We start from the raw sequence: 19,442 nt of genomic DNA, 5'->3' as shown, positions 1-19,442 counted from the left end.
GCCGCTTCCATCTATATTACTGCTTTAACTGGCGGATATAATTATTTTCAGAGTGAGATTAAATTGTTCTTACCCTATCATCTCACCAAATTTTAATGTTCTTATCATGTTTGTCTCATTTAAGGAGTCTATTATTTGAATCAAGGAACACGATAATAACTTATAAAAATTAAATAAATATATATAAACATAAACATTAATTAAATATTTATAAACATAAACATAATTTAGGAGGTTGTTTACTTTGTTAACTTATTTTAATATCGAAAAAACATTATTTAAAAGCCAATTCTCTGAAAGATATCAGTTCGTATTAAATTATAAAGGCAAAGATTTTAAAGGTCTTTATCATAATGGAGAGATTATGTGGTTTAATCCACAACCTTTAAATTCCCTTAAGGAAAAACATTTTGACAAAATCGAATCTCAAGTTCATAAAAAAATGAAAGCACAATTATTGCATTAAAATACATTCCCCTTCGTTATAATTGATTGAATAACAAAAGAAAGTATCGATTATCGATACTTTCTTTTGTATTTTTGAAATTATTAGCATTGACAACCAAGGATTGTATTAAATGGTCTTTTTTAAAAAACGCTTCCAAATAAATTAACGGGTTCGGTTTTGAAGTACAAAACTCAAAAAAACAAAACAATTAGCAGTACAATTCGCATCAGAATTGGTACTGTTTTTTTTATTGATATAAAAGGGTTATTGCAGTTTTAACAATCAAATTAACATACCAATTAACATACTAATTAGCAAGTATCTGCTGGACGGCAGACAGCCTCGAAAAGGTGTGTTAAAAAGGGGTGTTAATTGAGCGGTCATTTTTAGATTGTGGACGACGATTATTATTGAAGTTTATTAAGCCGAAAAACAACAATGCTGACAATGTAGACTGGATTGTATCGGAACGTGTACAAGCTATCGTAAAAACATATGTGGAATATACACAATACAGTGAGAGCGAAGTGGTTGATTTGTTTCTGCTTAATCTTTTAAAAGATAAAGACTTTTTGTTGAACTAGTTGTAAAATTAACAACTTAAAGTAAGAACATTTCTTTGTAATGAAATGCTTTTTATTTTCATAAAAATTAAAAAGATATATCAATAACAATAATAATATAATTTAAAACAATATTAGTTTATTGTAAAACGATAAATTATGTGTTAAAGTCACTTTATCATTAAATCAGTGATGTGCTTTAAATGAATGTTAAACAAGGTTCAACCACTTTCTTAAAGGTAATTATTTTTCTGATTGGGATTGCGGTGTTTGCTTTACAGTCATTTTCCTCATTCTGTTAGGAATAGTAAGCTTAATCGTGCTTGCTAAAGTTACAGGTGACGATGCAGCAGGTCCAATATCACTAAGTCTAATGGGCATTTGGGCAACAAGTATCATCGTAGCCATTGTGGACGTACTTCAAAAGCCATTAAAAAACATCCTAGAATTAAACCAAAAAAATGAATAACGAGGTGCTTTTTATGAAACAAGTTACGACATTCTTTTTAAAGTTAGCTGTTATTTTTATAGGAATCACAGTTCTTGCATTGTGCATATTTTTGGTGCCTAAGTTCGGGAATTTTGCTGGAGAATTGTATCCAGATATTGCTTATATGAAATATCTCGTTTTCATCGTGATGTATGGAGCTGCTGTGCCTTTTTACTTTGCTCTCTATCAGGCTTTCAACCTTTTACGGTACATTGACGAAAACACAGCGTTCTCGGAATTATCTGTAAAGGCGTTAAAGAACATAAAATGCTGTTCGATTACAATCAGTGGTTTGTATGTATTAGGTTTGCCACTCTTTCATTTTATAGCGAAAAAAGTTGACCCTCCTATTGGATTAATGGGACTCATCATCATTTTTGCTTCGTTGGTTATCGCCGTTTTTGCTGCTATCCTTCAACAGCTTCTACAAGAAGCGATTAACATAAAATCAGAAAATGATTTGACGGTCTGAGGTGGAGGATATGACAATTATTATTAATATTGATGTGATGTTAGCAAAACGGAAAATGAGCGTAACGGAGCTTTCGGAGAGGGTTGGAATTACTATGGCGAATCTTTCTATTCTGAAAAATGGGAAAGCAAAAGCGGTTCGTTTTTCAACATTAGAAGCGATATGTAAGACTTTGGATTGTCAGCCAGGTGATATTTTGGAGTACAAAAGCGACGAAGACACTCAATAATAACAGACAACAAATTTATTTAGTGGGAGTCGATAGAGAATTTAAGGAATAGCCATTAAGCTATCCCTTCTTTGCGTTTATTAATGTTATTTGCTCTGAGTATTCCATTGAGAATTGCATTGATATTAGTGACAAAAAATAGGATGTGATTTGCAATGTTTGCACCTAAAAAGGGAACCCGTTATTCTGATTCCCCTGTTTTTTTTGTTGTTAAATGTTGTGCTAATTAAGATGCGTATTATATTGTTAATTCGCTTGTTAATTGACATTTTGCACTTCAAAACAGAACCCGTTACAAATAAATGCGCCTTTTAATTCCTTTTTCTTTCAATAAATAGGTTCAATTGTTTCAAGCGAACCTTTATTAGGAGTTTTTGAATTCCAAATAAAGTTCACTAGATACTTTTCATTCACTTTAACTAATTTGTATTCATTCATTGAAACTTTTATTTTTTTATCATCGAATATCAAATAATACTTCCCTTTCTCCTGAAGCTTCTCCTCTAGCTTGAATACTCCTCCAGTTGATAATTCATGAAACTGATGATTTACTATTGATACAATTATAATGACTGAGATTATTACAACAGCAGCTTTTATAGTTGCTTTAAAATTTCCTTTTACTCTTCCTCTTTTTCGTAAATATTTAATTGAAAAATATAGATAAATGGGAAGGAGAACGGGAACAATAAACATTGCTATATTGAGTGGTACGTACATTATTTCATGTAATGAATAATTGAAATCTGCAATTGCCTGGACTCTTCCCAGCTGTAAACCTATAAATGCCGAATAAATTAGTCCTAACAACCAATACAAAGCTACCCTTTGAGCCTTATGCAATTTTCGGATTTCCTCTTCACTGTTTCGTTTCAAATTAAAATCCCCCCAGCCCCAAAGAGTGCTTTAAAAATACTTCTTTAATGAAAAAAAATTTCGTTCATTTACTAAACAATTTAGCATGAATAACCAATTTATTTATAAGAAGAGTTTTTCTTGCCAAAATATAATATGGTATGATGTTTAGGTTGTATTTCTACTATGTGACACATTTTACATTCATCTAAGAAAGAGGTTTTTATGCACACCACAAAATTATCTAAGCGACATTGGTTGCTTATCTTAACACTTACTTTATTAACATTTGTTCTCGGAACAAGCGAATTTGTGATTGTCGGAATTTTAACCGATATTTCCTCAAGCCTTCATATGACAAATGCAAAAGCAGGCACACTCGTTTCTGCGTTTGCCATTACGTTTGCCATTGCCACACCACTAGTGATGTCAGCAACAAGTCATTTTCCAAAGCGTAAATGGATGTTGTTTTTGATCGGGGCTTTCATCGTCCTGAATGCTTTATGTGTCATTTCGACGAGCTATATCATGCTCCTCGCCTTGCGGATGATGACAGCGATTGTGACAGGCGTATTAATTTCGCTCGCCATGATTGTTGCAAGTGAAACCATGCCCATTCAAAAACGCGGACTCGCGATCTCATTCGTCTTCGGTGGATTCACGATGGCTAATGTTATTGGTGTGCCTACTGGTACGGTCATCGCCGAATGGTACAGCTGGAATGCTACGTTTATGTTAACGACGATCCTTGGAGGATTGGCGTTTATCGCCTCCTATTTCGTCTTGCCTAATCGACTTAGCCAAGCGCGGAGCTCGATAAGGGATCAGTTTTCTTTATTGACCAAGCCACGAATTTTGATGGCTTTTTTCATTCCTGCTCTTGGATTTGGCGCAACTTACGCCGTCTTTACGTACCTTGTCCCTATCTTGAAGGGAATGGGAGCACCAAATCAATCAATTAGTATAATCTTATTTTGTTACGGATTTATCTCGATTTTCAGTAACATTCTCGCTGGAAAAATCGCCAGCCACAATCCAATCGGTCGCCTTCGCTTTGTTTTTCTCGTGCAAGCAATTGTTCTAACAAGTTTATTTTGGACGACAAATCATTTTATTATGGGTCTGGCAAACATTGGCTTGATGTCGTTAATGGCCATCCTCTTAACAACATCTACTCAGCTTTATTTAATTGACCTTGCCGGAATTTATCAGCCGAAAGCAACAGGGCTTGCAGCTTCACTTATGCCCGTGGCGAGCAACGTAGGTATCGCTTTCGGTTCAGCATTAGGCGGAATCGTATACCATCAAGGGAATTTAATGAATGTCACATGGGTTGGTGGGATCGTTGCAGTCTGTGCAAGTCTGCTAACTTTCTTTAGTCATCATTTAGACCAGAAACAAAGGAAATTAGCATAAAAGGGAAGCAACAACCGCTTTGTATGCTTCTTATAGCATCTTTAAAAAAAGGTGCCTGACCCCCAGTATACGAAAGCTTTACCGTATTGAGGGCCAGGCACCTTAAAACTATGCATTTTTTCTTAATTCAACTTCTATATTTTGTTCAGTAAATAATTGGTCCATTACTATGTTAGATTTAACCCTTTTAACAAAAATAGGATTCAGAATAATAAGGGCTAGAACGTTTGCCAGCAATCCCCAAAAGCCTTCATATATACCGAAAGTCATTCCGGTTCCGGATGCTGTAAACGTGACAACTAGTCCAACAATTAATCCAATAATAGTAGCCTCTTTTGTTTGGTTTTTCCAGAACAAACTAAAGACGATCGCTGGGAAGATTTGAACCATTCCAGATACCCCCATAAGCTGAAGGGATACAAGAGCTGTCGGGAAAAGCATGCCAAAGATTAAAGCTAGACCAATAACGACAAATACCATTGAACGAGTGATCATCGTTAATTTTGCCGGTGAAACCTTTGGATTAATAAAATCTCGATAAATATTATTCGCAAAAAGATTGGAAGCACCTATTGCCATGATTGAACAAGGAATGAGTGATGCTAATGCAATCGTAGCATAGGCTAGTCCTTGAACGACCCCACCGTAAGAAACTTGTATTAAATTTAGTAAGGCGAAACGCGGGTCACTGCCTTCTGGCAATACATGAAATGCAGCAAAACCTAGGAAAACAACAAGAATTAATACAATATTGTAGAGCGGTAAATAGATTGCATTTTTCCGAAGGGCATCAGAGCTTTTAGCGGTAAATACCCCAGTTATCCCGTGAGCCCACATAAATAATGCCAATCCAGATACTAATGAAGCGGTAAGAAACCAAGGAATCCCTCTTGGTCCAGTTGTTGGGATTGTTAACAATTCAGGAGTCTCAGTCACAATTTTACTGATCATTGATCCCCACCCGCCAAAGTGGATGATTGGAATGGACACAACTAGGAATAACATAATAACCCAAATTAAAATGTCTTTAATAATAGCTGTATAGGTTGGTCCTTTTATTCCGCTAAAGAATGTATAAAGGGCCACTAAAAAGAATGATAGAATAACTACCACATTAATATTAATATATCCTGTACCAGCTACTCTTAGTGTATCTTGAATACCAGCCAACTGTAGATCAATATAAGGAATGAGCATTAATACCCCTACTACAGCTATTAGTAGGGATAATAACCTACTATTAAATCTTAATTTTGCATAATCAGCAAGAGTGGTTAATTTATGTATTTTAGAAACTTTCCATAGTTTTGGTAGAAAAAAATAGGAAATAAAAAAAGCAATAATCGTATACGGAATCGCGAAGAAAGCAAGGCTTCCACTTGAATAGGCTTGACTTGTTAAACCTAAAAAAGTATAAGCTGTATATAAATCCGCACCTACTAAAAGCCACACTAACAATGCTCCAAAACGTCTCCCACCAACAGACCATTCCTCTACAGAACTTCTGCTCGCTTTATCCCGTCCTGCTATAAATCCAATTATAATAACTGTTAAGACAATAAAACTCGTAATTAACAAAGCGGTTAAATTTCCTTGCATCATTTAATATTCCCTTCTGACTTATCTAATTGATAAATAATGAATGTACATACTGGAGTGAGTATCATCCCTAAAAGCAGCCAAAAATGAAAAAATGGCAGTCCGATTATTATAGGATGAATTCGATTTACAAAAGGTATTGCGCCGAGCATAAGGACAAAAGGAAGTACGATTAACATAACCTTTAAGTTTTTTTTGCCCATAGTCTCCCTCCTAACTTAGATATATATTATTTTAGAAATATATTAATTTAATAATATTATCATAATTATTAGATAAAACAAGCGTATTTATTATATAAGAATATTTAAAACACTAGAGACGCTGACCTTTTCTATAAAAATAATTTAAATCGGGTAGGAGGGGGATTAACCCCCGACCTCTCACACCACCGTACGTGCGGCTCCGTATTGGAGGTCCCTTGCAAGACTCAAGTAATGTTATTCAATTGCTAAGACCTTTTATGTGAAATACTCTAATTTTGCTTCCGGAAAGAACTTTTCCATATAGGCATAAAGATGACTTTTTATATCTTCCTCTTCTTCTTTTTGATAAATGTATTTTCCAATTCCGTATTTACCCCATTTATATCTTCGCCTCTCCTCATCTAACTCTAATTTTGTCATAGGATAATTTTTTTCGATGACTCTTTTGGCCGGCTTTGTAAAACGGTGCTGAATAAATTCAAATGTTAAGTCTTTTTTTGCCTCGGGAGGTAATTCCTCGTCTAAACGTTCAAACATATGATAGTACCCATCTTCCCAGCCTTCATGTAGATAAATCGGGGCTACTATAAACCCAAGGGGGTACCCCGCTCTCGCGACCTTTCCCGCCGCCTCAATTCTTTTCACTAAAGGGGAGGTCCCAGGCTCGAAGTTCTTAATGATATAATCAGCATTAACGCTAAATCGAAATCGGGTTTTTCCGTTATGCTTGGCATCCAGTAAGTGATCGACGTGATGGAATTTCGTAACAAATCTCAATTTCCCATATTCCGATGCTCCAAAATGCTCAATTGCCCGTTTTAATGTATGTGTCAAATGATCAATTCCAACAATATCGGATGTACAGGATGCTTCAAACCTAGTCAACTGAGGAGCGCGTTCTTCCATATATTTATCCGCAGCCTCGAGAATCTCGTCAACATTCACATATGTACGGATATATGGTTTACTTCCCATCGTCGTTTGTAAATAGCAATAATGACAATGCCCCATACAACCTGTTGCGAAAGGAATGGCATATTCTGCAGAAGGTTTTGAGGTATCAAATTTAAGTGTTTTTCTAATCCCAACTACCAGTGTAGACTTGGCAACCCGATATCGCTGAAAATCATTTTCACCAGGGAGATTCCTTACTTGATTATGGGAAGTTGTGTATCGAATTTCGACATCCATTTTTTCAAATTTTTCTAGTAGTTCTCTTCCTAATGGATAGTTGAGAGCATCAGGTTCAAAGTAAACAAGCTTAGGTGTAAATGGTTTATTCATTCCAAAATCCCTTCTGAAAGATCTCCATAATAGTAATTGAATGCTTGATTCGCCTCTTCTTCTGATGAATAAACGGCCATTTCACTTGATAAGGGATAATAGTTTTCATAAAGAAATAAAGCAAGCTCATCAGGATTTTCTGGATGATTAACCACAGCAGCGGCCTGTATATTTGCTACATCCTGAGTATGCGGATTCCGGTAGAAGACATAGACAATATCTCCGGCATGATAAGAATGGTTTCCGTTCAATTTATCACCTTCTCCTTATTTAAAATCCATTTAGTACTACTAAAATTTTGCCTTAAGTGACTAAAATTATGTAACATGTTTATGGAAAAGGTGCATCCTTGAAAATCAATCTTACTAACGAACCAAATTTTGCAGGAACTGAACATGCTCCCTGTCTTTATCCAATATTTCTTCGATTAATTGCCGGCTTTCAGGATCCAAATCTCCTTTTACGATTTCTTCAGACACTTGAATTCCATAATAACCTTCACCTTTTAATGAACTTTCAATAATACCTACAGTGGTATCCGGGATCATAAATTGACCAAAATATCCTTGGACCGATCCAATCAGGCCTTCATCATCGACTGGAACTCCTCCAAGGTTTTGAATTCTTTCCGCGACTTTTAGGGCATGATTTTTATGATCTTGTTGTATCCTTTGAAATTCCCTTTTCATCTTTGGGTCGGTTAGTTTTTGTATATGGTGTTCATATGCATGGATCCCCATATATTGCCCCTTTAAAAATTGATTTAATGTTTTGACTACATCTTTTTCTATCACTATGAATCACTCCTTATAGTAAGCAAGCTATTATTTACCCAATTTAGTATTTTTTATTAATATACCTTTTTAAGTACTTATTATAATCCTTTACATATACTTCCATAAAATCATTTTCAAAATGAAAGTGGTGATCAAGATTAGCCAGTTTAGTGCCTCAAAGCTGTATACTAAGTTTTTACCTCCTACCAACCAATGGTTTCCTGTTAATGGTCGAAAATATACATTGACACATTCTGATACATCTGGGGATTTATTTTTAACTATAGGAAATCGCTTTAACCTTGCTGCCATCAACTTAAAAACCCGTGACGAAGTTTTAGCGGAATGGTTCCGTAAAGATAAGCAATTTATTTTTATTGGTAAAGTCTATGTAAGTGGAGGAGAGTTCGATGAACCTTCCTCTAGAAAGCGCTTCTTAATCTTCCAGAAAGAAGCTAAACTTGCCTTAACAGCCATCTTTTATGGGGATCGCTCAGTTTTCAGCTACTATCCACAGCTGCTGGATTCTTCCGTCTTCATCCAATTCGAATCCATATATCCACAATTTAAACAGGTACTCTATTATGGTAACCCACGTCAATATTTGGATTCTTCCTTTTTCAAGATGTTACTTAATGACTTGTTTTAAATAAAGTGCTTAATCCCGGTATACTGAGGGTCAGGCACCTTCGGACTGTACACTCTACGTGTTAAGTGGGTCAATGCTTTATGCATTTTTTCTTAATTCTACATTTATGATTTTGTTGTTTAATAATAGCTGTATATTTAAAAAGAAAAGGGTAACCATTATACATGGCTACCCTACCTGAATTTCTTCTACTATTTGCTCTACTTCTGCACGTGTTATTTTTTCACGTCCATCTTTCATAGCTTTTAAGGTTTTATGTGCTAGTGCCAGTGGTAGACGGCAGAACAACAAAATACTTCGCTTATTGAGTGACTTCATATACTCGTCCGCTTTCGCCAAGTTTTCATCCGCATAATCAAATAACTCTGTGCGAGTCCAACCGTTAGGCACAAAACTTACTCCTCGTTCATTTAAATCTTCTTTCTCATTACGTAATATATTTACAGCTTGTAGTCCACGTCCATACCCAATGGCAAGAGCTCGATCTGTTTTTACACCAACACAAAACTCCCATAGTTCTGAAAGCATGACACCAACAAGCCCTGCAACGTAATAAGTATAATCATCTAAATCTTCACGTGTATGGATTTGCCAGTTTGCTTTTGACCATTTAGCCATACCGAATGCCATCTCACTAGCAGCATCTATAACAAACTGTAGAGTACTCTTTGGACACGCCTGGATCCACTCACCTAAACGAAGTGTCACTTCAGGCAATATCTCTTTTACTGGCTCAAGAATTTGTAAATACTTCTCTTCATTGAACGGTTGTTTAAATAATTCACTCACTTGCATTAAAGTTGTGTATTTTACATCATTGTCTATATCTTCATGATCTTCAATTTCATCGATGGCTCGAAATACTAAATAAGCAGATGCAACCGAATGTTTTAACTCCTTTTGTAAAAAGGTAATTGGAATATAAAATGTACGGCTTGTTTCTTTCAATACACGTAAAGCATCCTTTGGGAAGTTCTTTTCATTCATTTTATTCAATTCCCCTACCTTTAAATGCTGCGATTGATAAGCCCGATTCTAATTAATTTATGAGTTTCTTTAATTATCTACATCCATATTATAATACCTTATTATGTCACAGCGTCATATGTCAAATTTACAACACTTTAGTGATTGCCATTTTTTACCCGACAAACGTTTATCGTTTGTCGGCACGGTACACTTGATGGCATTCTTCTCCTTGATAGAAGACAACTACTTGTCCAGGTGTTATGGCACGAATCGGTTCGTGGAAAATGACTTTAACTTTAGAATCATCCAACCGTTCTACCGTTCAACTTTCTTCAGGCCAGTAAAACTGGTCAGCGAACCTTCAGAATATTACATTGCTATAGAATTGTAATTGAAGAATCTGACACTAAAAATTAAAAAATCCCGCTAGCATTTTTATACTACTAGCGGGATTAATTCTAAATTTATTTATGCCTTTGATTTATGATTAATACAATTTATCCAAATCTACCTGTTACATAATCTTCAGTTCTCTGATCTTTTGGCATAGAAAAAATCTTATCAGTCACATCATATTCAATGACTTCCCCATTTAAGAAAAACGCTGTTTTATCAGAGATTCTTGCCGCTTGCTGCATGTTATGAGTAACGATGACAATCGTATAATCTTTCTTCATATTTGAGATTAATTCTTCTACTTTTAACGTTGATATTGGATCTAGGGCTGAAGTAGGCTCGTCCATTAAAATCACTTCTGGTTTCATCGCAATCGCACGTGCAATACAAATACGTTGTTGCTGACCGCCTGACAAACCTAATGCGGATGTTTTAAGACGGTCCTTTACTTCGTCCCAAATCGCTGCACCGCGCAAACTCTCTTCCACAATTTGGTTCAATTCTTTTTTATTTTTAATGCCTTGCATTCTTGGACCATAGGCAACATTATCATAAATACTCATTGGGAATAAATTTGGTTTTTGAAAGACCATTCCCACTTTTGTGCGTAATTTAATAACATCATTCGTTTTATAAATATTCTCATGGTCTATTTCAATATCACCATTAATTTTTACACTATCAATTAAATCATTCATCCGATTTAACGTTCGTAAAAAAGTCGATTTTCCACAGCCAGAAGGGCCAATTAAAGCAGTTACCTCTTTTTCACAAATATCAAGAGATACTCCGAACAGTGCTTGTTTCGTACCATAAAATAGATTTAAATCTTTCACACTAATTTTCGTTGTGCCTTCCTCTATCTGTGTAAAAACCTTCTCTATTTGTTGTTTAATCGCTGTCTCGCTACGTTCCAATACTGCTGTGCTCATAAATATTCTCCTTAATTATTGGTCTGCTTTGTTTAATTTTTTTGATAGAAATGTTGCTGATAGATTGATAGCCAAAATAATGACGATTAGAACAATGCCAACTGCAGCAGCTAGTTCAATGTCTCCAGACTCTTGTGTGACTAAATAGGAGTGGACAGTTAAGGTTCTAGCTGATGAAAGAATACTCTCTGGCATAGCAGCAACTGTTCCGGCAGTTAAAAATATGGCAGCTGATTCACCAACAATTCGTCCGACCGACAGGATGATACCGGATAAAATTCCTGGCATTGCACTAGGTAAGATCACCTTATATAACGTTTGTAACTTCGTTGTACCAAGAGCTAAAGAACCTTCACGATACGATCCCGGAACTGTTTTTAACGCTTCTTCTGTTGTTCGAATGATCACAGGCAATACAATAATCGTTAATGTTAACGAAGCAGCTAAAATGGACATACCTAATTTTAGTGTCGTGACAAAGAATACCGCTCCAAATAAACCAAAAATAATCGAAGGAATACCTGTTAGACTTTCTGTAGCAAAGCGGATGATTTTTACTAATTGTCCCTGCTTCGCATATTCTTGTAAATAAACGGCTGCTAATATCCCGATTGGCGTGGCAATGAGTAATGAAATAACGACTGTGTAAATCGTTGTGACAATCATTGGCCAAATCCCACCATCTCCAGTTGGGGAATAATCGCCAAAGATGAAATCGAAGTTAATCAAATGAAACCCTTTATAAAAGATATATCCAACAATCATTACGAGAACAGCAACAGAAAGAAGAGCTGAAAGCCATAAAAATCCACGTAACAAGTTATCTTTCCATTCTCTCACCTTAGTTACCGCCCTTCGCACTAATTTTCGATAATACAAAATTCAAGATTAATATAAACGAGAATAAAATAATTCCAGTTGCAAACAGCATTTCTTGATGAGTGCCAGCAGCATAGCCCATTTCTAACGCAATATTTGTCGTTAGTGGACGAACACTATCAGCCAAGCTCGTTGGCACAATTAAACTATTACCAGCTACTAATATAACCGCCATCGTTTCGCCGATTGCACGGCCTAATCCTAAGACGATCGCCGTCATAATCCCTGATTTAGCTGCTGGAACAACAACTTTGAAAATGGTTCCAATTTGTGACACTCCGAGAGCTAATGACCCTTCGCGATAGGTGTTTGGTACAGCACGGATCGCCGTCTCTGCTACGGTCACAATCGTTGGTAACATCATAATTGCGAGTACAAGAATAACTGCTAATAAGCTTTGTCCCTTCACTAAGCCGAAAGTATTTTGCAAGAAAGGAACGATAATTGCTAAACCAAAAACACCATATAAAACCGATGGAATACCCGCTAACAGCTGAATCGCAGGTGAAATGATTTTGGCTACTTCCTTTGAGGCGATTTCTGCTAAGAAAATCGCTGTAAATAACCCGATTGGAACCCCGATAATTAATGCCCCAATGGTTGCAAAAATAGATGCCACAATCATTGGGAAGATGCCGAATTTATCTTCACTTGGCACCCAATCTGTACCGAGAATAAAGTCCATAAAGCTATAGCTCCCAGCCACAAATGGATGTGAGCCTTTATAAAAAACAAATCCAATGATTAACAATAAAGTGATGACTGAAAGAAGTGCACAAATCAAGAACACTCTTGCTGATACCTTCTCTAACATATACTTCTTTTTATTAGCTTTACCGATTTCTACATTGTGCTTTATTGGGATAGACAACTGTATTCCTCCAAAATTACATTTAAAATTTATTACTTTACAGGGATCGCCCCTGCCTCTGCCGCAATAAGCTGACCCTCTTTACTTAAGATAAAGTCAATAAAATGTTGGCCAGCTTCTGATAGATTCCCATCTTTATAGACAAATAAGAACGGGCGTGACAAACGGTATTTTTGTTGAAGAACATTTTCTGCAGTAGCCTCTACGCCATCAATATCGATTGTTGAAATCGAGTCATCAATATATTCAAATGAAATAAAGCCGACTGCATGTTTATTGTTCGCAACGGTTGTTTTAATGTTTCCGTTCCCACTTGCAATAATAGCGTTTCTAATTAATTCACCAGAGCGATAGCCGACAATTTCTTGGAACGCATCGCGAGAACCTGACCCATCCTCACGAGAGACAACAACAATTTCCATGTCATCTCCACCTAGCTCACTCCAATTCGTGACTTCACCAGTAAAAATCTGTTTGACTTGCTCCATCGTCAGATTTTTTACTTTGTTACTTGGATGGGTTACTACTACAATTCCATCATAAGCAATAACTATTTCGTTCAACCCATTCGCTTTTTCTTCTTCTTTTAAATCCCGAGAAGACATACCGATTTTCGACACACCATTGATGGCGTTTGTAATACCGGCAGAAGAACCAATTTGATTTATTTCAATTTTCGTATGATCTTTCTCTTTATATTTCACTGCTAATTTTTCAGCAAGCGGCCCAACAGACGTCGATCCCGAAATAGATATTGTAGAATGACTATTATTTGACGCTTGTGTATCAGTATCACTATTACTTGTACATGCTGACAATACAGCAAATACAGATAGCAACATTAATCCCATTTTTGCTTTTTTCAAAATGATCATTTATTTCCTCCAAGATAATGTTAGCGACTTTTTTGTCGTATATTGTCTTTTAGTAGAATAATTGTTCAGTGTAAATTTTCGATATGAACTTTGTAAAGGTTTTGTAAATTTTATTAAAAACAAGATGATTTGTGTTAATTTTTGTTAAAGAGTAGAAAGTGAGAGTATTGAGGATGCGTCCTACATGGTAGGTTTACAGAATGGACTTCAAATTACCTTCAAATGAAAACTTCCTCATAAAAAACTGCACCTCCAATTGGGGGTGCAGTTTAAATGAAAGAACATGATTTTATTTAATCTTTTTCTTGACTAAAAATCAGCTGCAAACGTAGAGTAAATGCTCTACAAAACACATGGTTCTAAACGCCAAATTTCCTTCTATATCCACATCTCTTGCACATTTCTTCAACAGCTTCTCTTCTAGAAAATCCATCTACAATATTATTCGCTCTCTCTCCCTCTACAATTTCAGAGAAAGAAGTCTGATTTATATTCCCTAAATTCATTACACCTTCTCCGTCAAGACAACAAGGTACAACCGTTCCATCCACAAGAATGGCTGCTTGACTGCGAAGGGCGTGGCAAAATCCTTTGCCATCATCTGCAGGAGCTAGTAAACTTGGCCATTGGAATTCATGATCTTGGTTAATATAAATTCGATCGGCCACTTTGATCCCTTTACCAGGAACGACCTTTTCTTCAATCTTGTAATCGAGGTTAAATTCCTTCTCTAAAATTTCTAGAGTTTCGCGGTTTCTGCGCTTTTCTGCACTCGTCATATTATCTCGATCAAGATTCCATAATCGAAATGAGATAATCACATTATGTTTTGCCGCTTCACGGACAAATGAAAGAATTTCAGCCAAGTACCCTTCACGATTCGTTGACCCCTCGTGACCATCGAAGCTATGAAGCGAGAAATTCATTTGGCGCAGCGCTGGTTTCCCTAATAATTTTTCTCTATTCTTTTTTATCAATGTCCCATTGGTCGTTATATTCACCTTAAATCCCTTGGCATGACTAGCATCTAGCAATTCATCAATTCTCGGATGAAGAAGAGGCTCCCCTTTCACATGAAGATAAATATATTTCGTATGAGGTTTAAGCTGATCTAGAATATTATTAAATGCATCTAGCTTGATCAGATTCGCCTTTCGACTTGTCGGCGGACAGAAACTACAAGCAAGATTACATACACTTGTAATTTCCACATATACTTTTTTGAATGTTTTCAAGACTTGTTCACCAATCCAATTCTAAAATATTAAAATATCACTACTCATTTTAACAGAATTTAATGGATTCAAGTGTAAAAGTAATTTCCAAAACTAGTTCTACTTTTAGCGTTCAATTTGTTTTAGTACTCTGGAGCGCTAACACTTCATTAAAAAGAGAAAAGGGCAGGAAATTTATATATGCCAAAAAAAGGTGCCTGATTTTTTGCCCCTTTTCAGAGAAACTGAGATGAAGAACCTTCTCCAGCTACACATTACAGGAATTTAGACCCGTTTATTTACATTAAATTTACGAAGCATTAAGAATATTCCATCCTACAGGCTCATTTATGTATAGGAAATTCTCTTTATAATTAAAATTGGTTTGAAACAAAACATTTATAAGGAGCTGTTTCCGTTGAAAAAACCATTAGTTAAAGCCGTTAAGAAACTATCAGCAACTGCTATGGCATTATCCGTCTTAGCTGCTCCCATTTCGTATCAAACTGTGATGGCTGCCAAGCCGGATCAGACTGGAAAACACGAGGTATCCATAAGGATTCTTGGGACGACAGATATTCACACTAATATTTATAACTATGATTATTATAAGGATGCTGAAACGCTAGAATTTGGTCTTGCCAAAACAGCTACCCTTATCAAGGAAGCGAGAGCGGAAGTGAAAAACACTCTCCTTTTTGATAATGGTGACCTGATTCAAGGAAACCCGCTTGGCGATTATAAAGCAAGAGTGAACAAGCTTGAGAAGGGAGAGCTTCATCCAGTCTTTCAAGCAATGAAACAATTAGACTATGATGCTGCAACTGTTGGAAACCATGAGTTTAATTATGGACTAGAGTTCCTTGATGAAGTACTGGACGATGCGCCAATGCCTTATGTCAATGCGAATGTGTATAAGGATGACCACGATAACGATCCATCAAATGATGAACATTACTTCAAACCTTATACCATTTTAAAGAAGAAAGTAGTAGATGACAGAGGAAAAACGCAAGTGATTAAAGTTGGTGTAGTCGGCGCTGTCGCTCCGCAAATCACTCAATGGGATAAAGCACATCTTGCTGGTAAAGTAACCACAAAAGATATTGTAAAATCAGTCGAAGCTCAAATCCCGAAAATGAAAAAAGATGGTGCCGATTTGATCATTGCCCTAGCCCACTCTGGAATTGGCGATGCAGAAGTCAATGAGTTGGAGGAAAATGCTACATACGACCTGACAAAGGTAGAAGGCATCGATGCCATCATTTCTGGTCATAGCCATTCCACATTCCCAGGAAACTATAGAAATCTCTCAGGAGTAGATACGGAAAAAGGGACGATAAACGGGGTTCCTGTTGTAATGGCAGGGAGCTGGGGAAGCCACCTTGGTGTCATTGATTTAAAAATTGTGAAAGAAGAAGGGAAATGGGTTGTAAAAAATTCTGAGGCAGAGTTACGAGCCATTTATGATCAAACAACGAAAACAAGCTTGGCCGAGCCTGACAATGAAATATTAGAAGCTGTTAAAAAAGCACACGAAGAAACCCTTAATTATGTCCGCCAGCCAGTAGGAGCAACGAAAGCTGATATTCACAGCTATTTTGCCCTTGCTCAGGATGACCCTTCCATCCAGATTGTTACGAATGCTCAAAAATGGTATGTGGAAAGAAAAGTAAAGGGTACCCCTGATGAAAACCTGCCAATTCTTTCTGCAGGTGCTCCATTTAAAGCAGGAGGAGGAAGCAACTATACTTATATTCCAGCAGGAACAATTGCAATTAAAAATGTGGCAGACCTTTACCTTTATCCAAACACGATAGCCACGGTTAAAATTACAGGTGCAGATGTAAAAGAATGGCTGGAAATGTCCGCTGGGCAGTTTAATCAAATTGACCCAACTTCAGATAAAGAGCAACCATTGATTAATAGAAGCTATCCAGCCTATAACTTTGATGTAATGGATGGGGTAACTTATCAAATCGATGTAACAGAGCCGGCTAAGTATGATAGAAATGGCAATCTTGTTAATGCTGAGGCAAACCGTATTAAAAATTTACAGTACAACGGCCAGCCGATTGATCTAGAACAGGAATTCCTTGTTGCAACAAACAACTACCGTGCAGGCGGCAATTTCCCAGGAGTCAGAAATCAAACGGCAGTAGAAATGTATCCAGATGAAAATCGCCAGGCGATCATTGATTATATTCAGGAACAACAAACCATTGATCCGTCTGCAGATGGAAACTGGACCTTTGCCCCTGTTGCATATGAGGTAGAGGTTGTATTTGAATCTTCTCTAAACGCACAAAATGCGACTTCACCTGATAGTGGCATTAAATTTATGGGTGAAGCCACAAACGAATCTGGCAAGTATTCTATGAAACTGCCAGTTGCAGAATCTCAGCTGGTTTGGAAATGACTTTGTCAAACTGATGGTAATCGAAGCGAATATTAAAACAATATTAGAACAGCAATGTAGCCTGAAGGAAGACGGAACACCAGTTGAAATGGACAAGATATTAAATTAGTTGGCAAAAAAGGTGCCTGACCCCGACATACTAAAGCTTTACCGTATTGAGGGGCAGGCACCTTAAGACTACGACTGTCTATATTTTGGGTTGTATTGCTTTTTCACACGAAGCGTCTCCACTAAAAGTAGAAACGCCCTCCTTAAATAACTCTGAATAAATTTACTTACTTAATTTTCGGGAAAATGCCCTTAGTGATTTTTTGCAATATAAGATTTAAAGTGAATATGGCAAGCCACAATGTTATCATGACAACTTTATCTAGGAATTTTCTATTTTTTAATTACACTCTGTTTTTCCAAATAACTCCTAGCAACCTCATTGGGACTTTTACCTTCTACATTCACCTGATAATTCATTTCTCTCATTTCATCATCCGTTATTCTCCCAGCTAATTTGTTTAAAGCATCCACGATTTCCGGATACTCTTTGACGGTTTCTTCTCTTAATAATGGTGCACCTTGGTATGGTGGGAATAAATGTTGGTCATCTTCTAACACTTTCAGATTATATTGTCGTAACTCACTATCAGTAGAATAGGCATCAACTAAATTGATCTCACCCGATTCAACTGCTGCATAGCGTAATTTCGGTTCCATCGTTATGAGATGAGGAAAATGAAGGCCATATAGTGCCTGAATTCCCAGATACCCGTCTTCACGGTCGGAAAATTCCAATGTAAAACCTGCATTTATTCTTTCCTCTTTGCCTTTCAAATCGGAAATGGTTTCTAGCCCATTTTGATCCGCAAAATCGTTTGGTACTGCCAGAGTATAGGTATTGTTGTAATGCATCGGTTTCAGCATGACCATATTAAACCGCTTCAACAAACCATCTTTTGCTTGTTGATAGACTTCTTCACGATCTGTACTCTTCGCTGTTTCTTTTAAAAACTCGGAAATCGCTGTTCCCGTAAACTCTGGATATATATCAATACTTCCCGATTTAAGAGCATTGAAAACAAATGAGGTTTTGCCTAGACCTGGTTTTATTTCCACTTGAAGATTTGTTTCCTCTTCAATTAAGATTTTATACATATTGATTAAGATTTCCGGTTCCGAACCGAGTTTTCCAGCAATAACAATTTTTTGATTTTGTTGTCCAATCATTGGAGTCACGATAATAACTAAAGCCAATAGCCCGATTGTACCCAGTGTAATCAAGACTTTTTTGAATGATAGATGTTCAAATTTTTTAAGTAATAAATCGAATAGGATTGCAAGTAAAGCAGCCGGTATCGCTCCAAGTAGAATTAGGTTTGTATTATTTCTATCAATACCTAGAAGGATAATATCCCCAAGCCCACCGGCTCCAATTAATGCGGCAAGGGTGGCTGTTCCTACAATTAATACCATTGCTGTCCGGATTCCCGCCATGATAATTGGCATCGCAAGCGGTACTTCAACCCTAATTAATCTTTTTCTTGAGTTCATCCCCATCGCTCTTGCCGCTTCGATTAATGAAGGATCAACTTCTTTAATTCCTGTATATGTATTTCTTAATATAGGTAATAAAGCATAAGCAACTAAAGCGATTATGGCAGGTACTTTCCCAATACCAAATAAAGGAATCAGGATACCTAATAGAGCTAAAGAAGGAATAGTTTGAATGACCGATGTTATACCGATTATCCCTTCTGCTACCTTTTTATTTCTTGTTAAATAAATTCCTAATGGAATAGCAATTATTACTGCAAAGAAAAGGGCAATCAACGAAATCTGGATATGTTCCAATAATGCACTTACTAATTCATCTTTTCTATCTTGAAATACTTGCGTAAAATCATTCATT

Annotated in this window: 20 protein-coding genes and 2 pseudogenes; 8 read left to right on the top strand and 14 right to left on the bottom strand. The window is 36.5% G+C overall.

Annotation, left to right across the window (positions count from 1 at the left end; genetic code table 11):
* Positions 1–244 precede the first annotated feature (244 nt).
* The 5 genes and pseudogenes from F7731_RS11730 to F7731_RS11710 all read left to right on the top strand — a co-directional run bounded on the left by F7731_RS11730 (position 245) and on the right by F7731_RS11710 (position 2,202).
* The gene (locus F7731_RS11730; protein ID WP_151534966.1) at positions 245–466 is read left to right on the top strand and encodes a DUF5342 family protein; all 222 of its coding nucleotides are present in this window, start codon (positions 245–247) and stop codon (positions 464–466) included.
* A gap of 347 nt (positions 467–813) precedes the next feature.
* A complete protein-coding gene (locus tag F7731_RS11725; protein WP_151534965.1) occupies positions 814–1,032 on the top strand; it encodes a hypothetical protein in 219 nt (72 codons plus the stop codon).
* 253 nt (positions 1,033–1,285) lie between these two features.
* A pseudogene (locus F7731_RS26850) lies at positions 1,286–1,480 on the top strand (DUF2975 domain-containing protein); the annotation flags it as partial.
* A gap of 13 nt (positions 1,481–1,493) precedes the next feature.
* Complete coding sequence (locus F7731_RS11715) at positions 1,494–1,973, top strand: DUF2975 domain-containing protein (RefSeq protein WP_151534964.1); 480 nt, start codon at positions 1,494–1,496, stop codon at positions 1,971–1,973.
* Between the two features lie 10 nt (positions 1,974–1,983).
* Positions 1,984–2,202: a helix-turn-helix domain-containing protein gene (locus tag F7731_RS11710; RefSeq protein ID WP_091175162.1), complete on the top strand. Its 219-nt coding sequence runs from the start codon at positions 1,984–1,986 to the stop codon at positions 2,200–2,202.
* A gap of 327 nt (positions 2,203–2,529) precedes the next feature.
* On the opposite strand, the gene F7731_RS11705 is transcribed toward F7731_RS11710, so the two are convergent.
* Positions 2,530–3,078, bottom strand: a complete 549-nt coding sequence (locus F7731_RS11705) for a hypothetical protein (RefSeq protein ID WP_151534963.1) — start codon at positions 3,076–3,078, stop codon at positions 2,530–2,532.
* Between the two features lie 204 nt (positions 3,079–3,282).
* On the opposite strand from F7731_RS11705, the gene F7731_RS11700 reads away from it, so the two are divergent.
* The gene (locus F7731_RS11700; protein WP_151534962.1) at positions 3,283–4,473 is read left to right on the top strand and encodes an MFS transporter; all 1,191 of its coding nucleotides are present in this window, start codon (positions 3,283–3,285) and stop codon (positions 4,471–4,473) included.
* A gap of 108 nt (positions 4,474–4,581) precedes the next feature.
* Here F7731_RS11700 and F7731_RS11695 read toward each other — a convergent pair whose 3' ends face one another.
* The 5 genes from F7731_RS11695 to F7731_RS11675 all read right to left on the bottom strand — a co-directional run bounded on the left by F7731_RS11695 (position 4,582) and on the right by F7731_RS11675 (position 8,356).
* The gene (locus F7731_RS11695) at positions 4,582–6,072 is read right to left on the bottom strand and encodes a sodium:solute symporter family protein (protein ID WP_151535164.1); all 1,491 of its coding nucleotides are present in this window, start codon (positions 6,070–6,072) and stop codon (positions 4,582–4,584) included.
* Positions 6,072–6,275, bottom strand: coding sequence for a DUF3311 domain-containing protein (locus F7731_RS11690; RefSeq protein WP_151534961.1), 204 nt, complete (start codon positions 6,273–6,275; stop codon positions 6,072–6,074). The genes F7731_RS11695 and F7731_RS11690 overlap by 1 nt, the downstream gene beginning before the upstream one ends.
* Before the next feature lie 258 nt (positions 6,276–6,533).
* Positions 6,534–7,562, bottom strand: a complete 1,029-nt coding sequence (gene splB, locus F7731_RS11685) for a spore photoproduct lyase (RefSeq protein ID WP_151534960.1) — start codon at positions 7,560–7,562, stop codon at positions 6,534–6,536.
* Positions 7,559–7,813 (bottom strand): transcriptional regulator SplA domain-containing protein, encoded by a 255-nt coding sequence (locus F7731_RS11680; RefSeq protein ID WP_151534959.1) that lies wholly within the window; start codon positions 7,811–7,813, stop codon positions 7,559–7,561. Before F7731_RS11680 ends, splB begins: the two co-directional genes overlap by 4 nt.
* A 114-nt stretch (positions 7,814–7,927) precedes the next feature.
* Complete coding sequence (locus F7731_RS11675) at positions 7,928–8,356, bottom strand: ferritin-like domain-containing protein (RefSeq protein ID WP_151534958.1); 429 nt, start codon at positions 8,354–8,356, stop codon at positions 7,928–7,930.
* 121 nt (positions 8,357–8,477) lie between these two features.
* Between F7731_RS11675 and F7731_RS11670 the strand changes: the two genes are divergently transcribed.
* Complete coding sequence (locus F7731_RS11670; protein ID WP_246197192.1) at positions 8,478–8,987, top strand: staygreen family protein; 510 nt, start codon at positions 8,478–8,480, stop codon at positions 8,985–8,987.
* 168 nt (positions 8,988–9,155) lie between these two features.
* Here the strand turns inward: F7731_RS11670 and F7731_RS11665 are convergent, their stop codons facing one another.
* From F7731_RS11665 to F7731_RS11635, 7 genes and pseudogenes are all read right to left on the bottom strand, one after another.
* Positions 9,156–9,974: a squalene/phytoene synthase family protein gene (locus F7731_RS11665; RefSeq protein WP_151534957.1), complete on the bottom strand. Its 819-nt coding sequence runs from the start codon at positions 9,972–9,974 to the stop codon at positions 9,156–9,158.
* A gap of 169 nt (positions 9,975–10,143) precedes the next feature.
* A pseudogene (locus F7731_RS11660) lies at positions 10,144–10,278 on the bottom strand (aminomethyltransferase beta-barrel domain-containing protein); the annotation flags it as partial.
* Positions 10,279–10,453: 175 nt separating this feature from the next.
* On the bottom strand, positions 10,454–11,284 hold the full coding sequence (gene pstB, locus F7731_RS11655) for a phosphate ABC transporter ATP-binding protein PstB (RefSeq protein WP_151534955.1): 831 nt from the start codon (positions 11,282–11,284) through the stop codon (positions 10,454–10,456).
* A gap of 15 nt (positions 11,285–11,299) precedes the next feature.
* Positions 11,300–12,124 carry a phosphate ABC transporter permease PstA gene (gene pstA, locus F7731_RS11650; protein ID WP_151534954.1) on the bottom strand — a complete coding sequence of 275 codons (825 nt, stop codon included), beginning with the start codon at positions 12,122–12,124 and terminating at the stop codon, positions 11,300–11,302.
* 1 nt (position 12,125) lies between these two features.
* Positions 12,126–13,034, bottom strand: a complete 909-nt coding sequence (gene pstC, locus F7731_RS11645) for a phosphate ABC transporter permease subunit PstC (protein WP_151534953.1) — start codon at positions 13,032–13,034, stop codon at positions 12,126–12,128.
* Positions 13,035–13,066: 32 nt separating this feature from the next.
* The gene (locus F7731_RS11640) at positions 13,067–13,909 is read right to left on the bottom strand and encodes a phosphate ABC transporter substrate-binding protein (RefSeq protein ID WP_151534952.1); all 843 of its coding nucleotides are present in this window, start codon (positions 13,907–13,909) and stop codon (positions 13,067–13,069) included.
* Positions 13,910–14,268: 359 nt separating this feature from the next.
* The gene (locus tag F7731_RS11635; protein ID WP_151534951.1) at positions 14,269–15,144 is read right to left on the bottom strand and encodes a radical SAM/SPASM domain-containing protein; all 876 of its coding nucleotides are present in this window, start codon (positions 15,142–15,144) and stop codon (positions 14,269–14,271) included.
* Between the two features lie 445 nt (positions 15,145–15,589).
* Between F7731_RS11635 and F7731_RS11630 the strand changes: the two genes are divergently transcribed.
* A complete protein-coding gene (locus F7731_RS11630; RefSeq protein WP_151535162.1) occupies positions 15,590–17,542 on the top strand; it encodes a bifunctional 2',3'-cyclic-nucleotide 2'-phosphodiesterase/3'-nucleotidase in 1,953 nt (650 codons plus the stop codon).
* A gap of 381 nt (positions 17,543–17,923) precedes the next feature.
* Here F7731_RS11630 and opuFB read toward each other — a convergent pair whose 3' ends face one another.
* Positions 17,924–19,441 carry an osmoprotectant update ABC transporter permease/substrate-binding subunit OpuFB gene (opuFB, locus tag F7731_RS11625; RefSeq protein WP_151534950.1) on the bottom strand — a complete coding sequence of 506 codons (1,518 nt, stop codon included), beginning with the start codon at positions 19,439–19,441 and terminating at the stop codon, positions 17,924–17,926.
* Between the last annotated feature and the right edge of the window lies 1 nt (position 19,442).

The organism is Cytobacillus depressus, assembly GCF_008923245.1.
GTDB classification, from domain to species: domain Bacteria; phylum Bacillota; class Bacilli; order Bacillales; family Cytobacillaceae; genus Cytobacillus; species Cytobacillus depressus.
Note: the sequence above shows the minus strand (reverse complement) of the source record. Positions and strands in the feature narration are given on the sequence as shown.

Bases quoted from the DNA above. Each gene is read 5' to 3' on its own strand.
- F7731_RS11715 (WP_151534964.1), top strand. From the start codon at position 1,494: ATGAAACAAGTTACGACATTCTTTTTAAAGTTAGCTGTTATTTTTATA.
- F7731_RS11710 (WP_091175162.1), top strand. From the start codon at position 1,984: ATGACAATTATTATTAATATTGATGTGATGTTAGCAAAACGGAAAATG.
- F7731_RS11700 (WP_151534962.1), top strand. From the start codon at position 3,283: ATGCACACCACAAAATTATCTAAGCGACATTGGTTGCTTATCTTAACA.
- F7731_RS11695 (WP_151535164.1), bottom strand. From the start codon at position 6,072: ATGCAAGGAAATTTAACCGCTTTGTTAATTACGAGTTTTATTGTCTTA.
- F7731_RS11690 (WP_151534961.1), bottom strand. From the start codon at position 6,275: ATGGGCAAAAAAAACTTAAAGGTTATGTTAATCGTACTTCCTTTTGTC.
- splB (WP_151534960.1), bottom strand. From the start codon at position 7,562: ATGAATAAACCATTTACACCTAAGCTTGTTTACTTTGAACCTGATGCT.
- F7731_RS11670 (WP_246197192.1), top strand. From the start codon at position 8,478: ATGAAAGTGGTGATCAAGATTAGCCAGTTTAGTGCCTCAAAGCTGTAT.
- F7731_RS11665 (WP_151534957.1), bottom strand. From the start codon at position 9,974: ATGAATGAAAAGAACTTCCCAAAGGATGCTTTACGTGTATTGAAAGAA.
- pstB (WP_151534955.1), bottom strand. From the start codon at position 11,284: ATGAGCACAGCAGTATTGGAACGTAGCGAGACAGCGATTAAACAACAA.
- F7731_RS11640 (WP_151534952.1), bottom strand. From the start codon at position 13,909: ATGATCATTTTGAAAAAAGCAAAAATGGGATTAATGTTGCTATCTGTA.
- F7731_RS11630 (WP_151535162.1), top strand. From the start codon at position 15,590: ATGGCATTATCCGTCTTAGCTGCTCCCATTTCGTATCAAACTGTGATG.
- opuFB (WP_151534950.1), bottom strand. From the start codon at position 19,441: ATGAATGATTTTACGCAAGTATTTCAAGATAGAAAAGATGAATTAGTA.